The organism is Pseudoalteromonas sp. UBA2102 (genome assembly GCF_002331165.1).
Taxonomy (GTDB): Bacteria; Pseudomonadota; Gammaproteobacteria; order Enterobacterales; family Alteromonadaceae; genus Pseudoalteromonas; species Pseudoalteromonas atlantica.
Map to the genome: position 1 here is coordinate 39,099 of NZ_DCYU01000061.1, position 2,169 is coordinate 41,267.

General features: G+C 41.2%; 3 protein-coding genes. 1 reads left to right on the forward strand and 2 read right to left on the reverse strand.

The annotated features are described in order from the left end of the window. Positions 1-187: 187 nt before the first annotated feature. Positions 188-403 carry a hypothetical protein gene (locus tag B2R65_RS08305; protein WP_004587424.1) on the forward strand — a complete coding sequence of 72 codons (216 nt, stop codon included), beginning with the start codon at positions 188-190 and terminating at the stop codon, positions 401-403. An 82-nt stretch (positions 404-485) separates the two neighbouring features. On the opposite strand, the gene B2R65_RS08310 is transcribed toward B2R65_RS08305, so the two are convergent. Together B2R65_RS08310 and B2R65_RS08315 are read right to left on the reverse strand one after the other, a co-directional pair. After that, positions 486-950: a nuclear transport factor 2 family protein gene (locus B2R65_RS08310; RefSeq protein ID WP_029773793.1), complete on the reverse strand. Its 465-nt coding sequence runs from the start codon at positions 948-950 to the stop codon at positions 486-488. 94 nt (positions 951-1,044) lie between these two features. Further along, positions 1,045-2,169, reverse strand: a 1,125-nt coding sequence (locus B2R65_RS08315) for an ATP-dependent helicase C-terminal domain-containing protein (RefSeq protein ID WP_286741861.1), incomplete at its 5' end; no start/stop codon positions are given.

A 2,169-nucleotide genomic window follows, 5' to 3' on the forward strand; every position in this document is an offset into this window, starting at 1 on the left:
TTATCGCCTATTTATGGGGAATAACCAAGTTACATAGGCTCTGCCTTGCCTTAAAACCAAACATACGGCTGCAAATTCAACCATTAAAAATCAACACACTCAAGAGATTATGAGAGGTGGTAATGCATTAAATAGTGTAATTTTACTACTCACTTTTAGCTAAGCCATACAATAACAGAGCCTTTTTATGAAAACAGAAATTCGCTACCGCTTTGAAACCTCGCAAGTTGCTAACCGCTTTGTGCATGTACTAAAAGATTGGCCCGTAAACCAAGTTAAAACTCGCCTATTTAATGGCGGCGACAGTGTAAAAGTCACTTACGAGTATGATGAAAGCGGGTTTGATTACACCTCTGCCGAGCTAGATGATTTAGCAGAGCAACACGGTGGTAAAGAAGTTTAAGCACTTAACAACAAAAAGCTATTACAGCCCAATTAGCCATTAACTTTGCTTTAATGGCTAGCGCGTTTTATCACTTTACGTTTTATTCGTGATATTTACGGATCATCGCCACTTTACCGTTTTCAACTTCTATTACTTCCATCATTACTGATGTGTACTCGATTGGCTGCTTACTTTGCGGATGAATGCCCTTAGCGTGGTTTTTATAACGAATCGCAAAGCCGCTATTGTTAAATATAAAGGTATTTAGCAGCTCGCTTTCGTATAAGGTATGCGCGCCTAAATAAAAACGCATGCCCTTACGCATTAGTTTTTTACCCTCTGCTGTGCGAGAGTCATCTACTTGATACGGTATGTGCTGGCTGCCTACATCGTCTGTTAATAAATTAAGGTAGGCTTCAAGCTCTTTTTCACTTGCGTTAGGCGCTTGCGTGGCGGTCATTGTGTTGTAGTAATGTTGTGCAAATTTATTTAAGTCCAGTGCCTTTTCAGCATTAACCGAAAAGGTACTCACTAATAGCAAAGCTAATGTAAATAGTCGTTTCATCACTTCTTCCTTGTAGTTAAAAGTATTGATTTATTTATAGGTACACTATATTCACATGTTCAAAAATAAAACAAATATTTTTAAGTTAATAAACCTACATTTTGCTTTTTACTCTATTGGTTGCCACGCTGTTGGCTGGATCGTCGGGCCAAAAATGCTTGGGGTAACGTCCTTTCATTTCTTTTTGTACATCGCGATAACTACTAGCCCAAAAGTGCGCAAGATCTTGCGTAAGCTGTAATGAACGCTTACCTGGCGAGAGTAATTCCATAAGCAGAGGCAGTTTGCCATTTGCAAGCATTGGCGTACTTGTTAAGCCATACACTTCTTGCATGCGCACGCTAAGTTTTGCGGGGCCATCTAGCTGGTAATTAATTTTTATATTTGACCCACTCGGTACCGTTAACCTAAGCGGTAACAGTGTTTTTAGGGCTGTTTGCTGTGCCCAGTCAAAACAATTTTGCAGTGCTTCAAAGTAGTTAAACTTTTTAAGCTGCTCCAGCGTTTTTATATCCTGTAAATATACGCCTAACCAATCATCAGCTGTTTTGATAAGTTGCTGCTCGCTTATTGCCGGGAACGTATCTGGCATAAACTGACTGGCTAAACTCATGCGTATTAATAACTGCTGTGCATCGGGTTGTTCATTAAATAATGCAAAACCATGTTTGGTAAATAAATTAAGCCACGCTTTGGCGCGCTCGGTTTTATCAAGCTTTTGCTTACTTGGTTGGCTTGTAAGCGTAATGGCGCCGAGCTTTACTTCGTCTTGATGGATAAACCGCGCGGTTTTTTCATCAAACTCACAGCGGGTAAGCGTAGTAAACAAGTGCGGTAAGTAATCTTGTAGTTCAAATGGGCTAAGTGCGGTGGCTGCAAAAATACGCGTGCCTTTATGGCCGCCCATGCTTGCAATAGCAAGGTAGTCATCGTTATGCCAGTAATCGGTGTTTAAATCAGCGCCCGCACCATTGGCAAGTAAATAGCCATTGCCGCGTTTTTTTGCAATGCGATCGGGGTAAGCTAATGCCACCAGCAAACCTAAATACTCGGTGTTTAGCTCGCTGTTACTGTCGGTTACTTTTAAACGGTTTTGCCAGTATTTTAACTGCTGCTTAAATACTGGGTGTGGCCTTTGTTGTTGGCTATGTAGCGCCAAGCTTAGCTCGTTGGCGCTGTTTATTCGGCTCTCAAGCAGCGCCACTAAATAAAGTGCTAA

What these genes read in the sequence shown, in the direction of transcription:
- B2R65_RS08305 (WP_004587424.1), top strand. Translation starts at nt 188, where the DNA reads ATGAAAACAGAAATTCGCTACCGCTTTGAAACCTCGCAAGTTGCTAAC.
- B2R65_RS08310 (WP_029773793.1), bottom strand. Translation starts at nt 950, where the DNA reads ATGAAACGACTATTTACATTAGCTTTGCTATTAGTGAGTACCTTTTCG.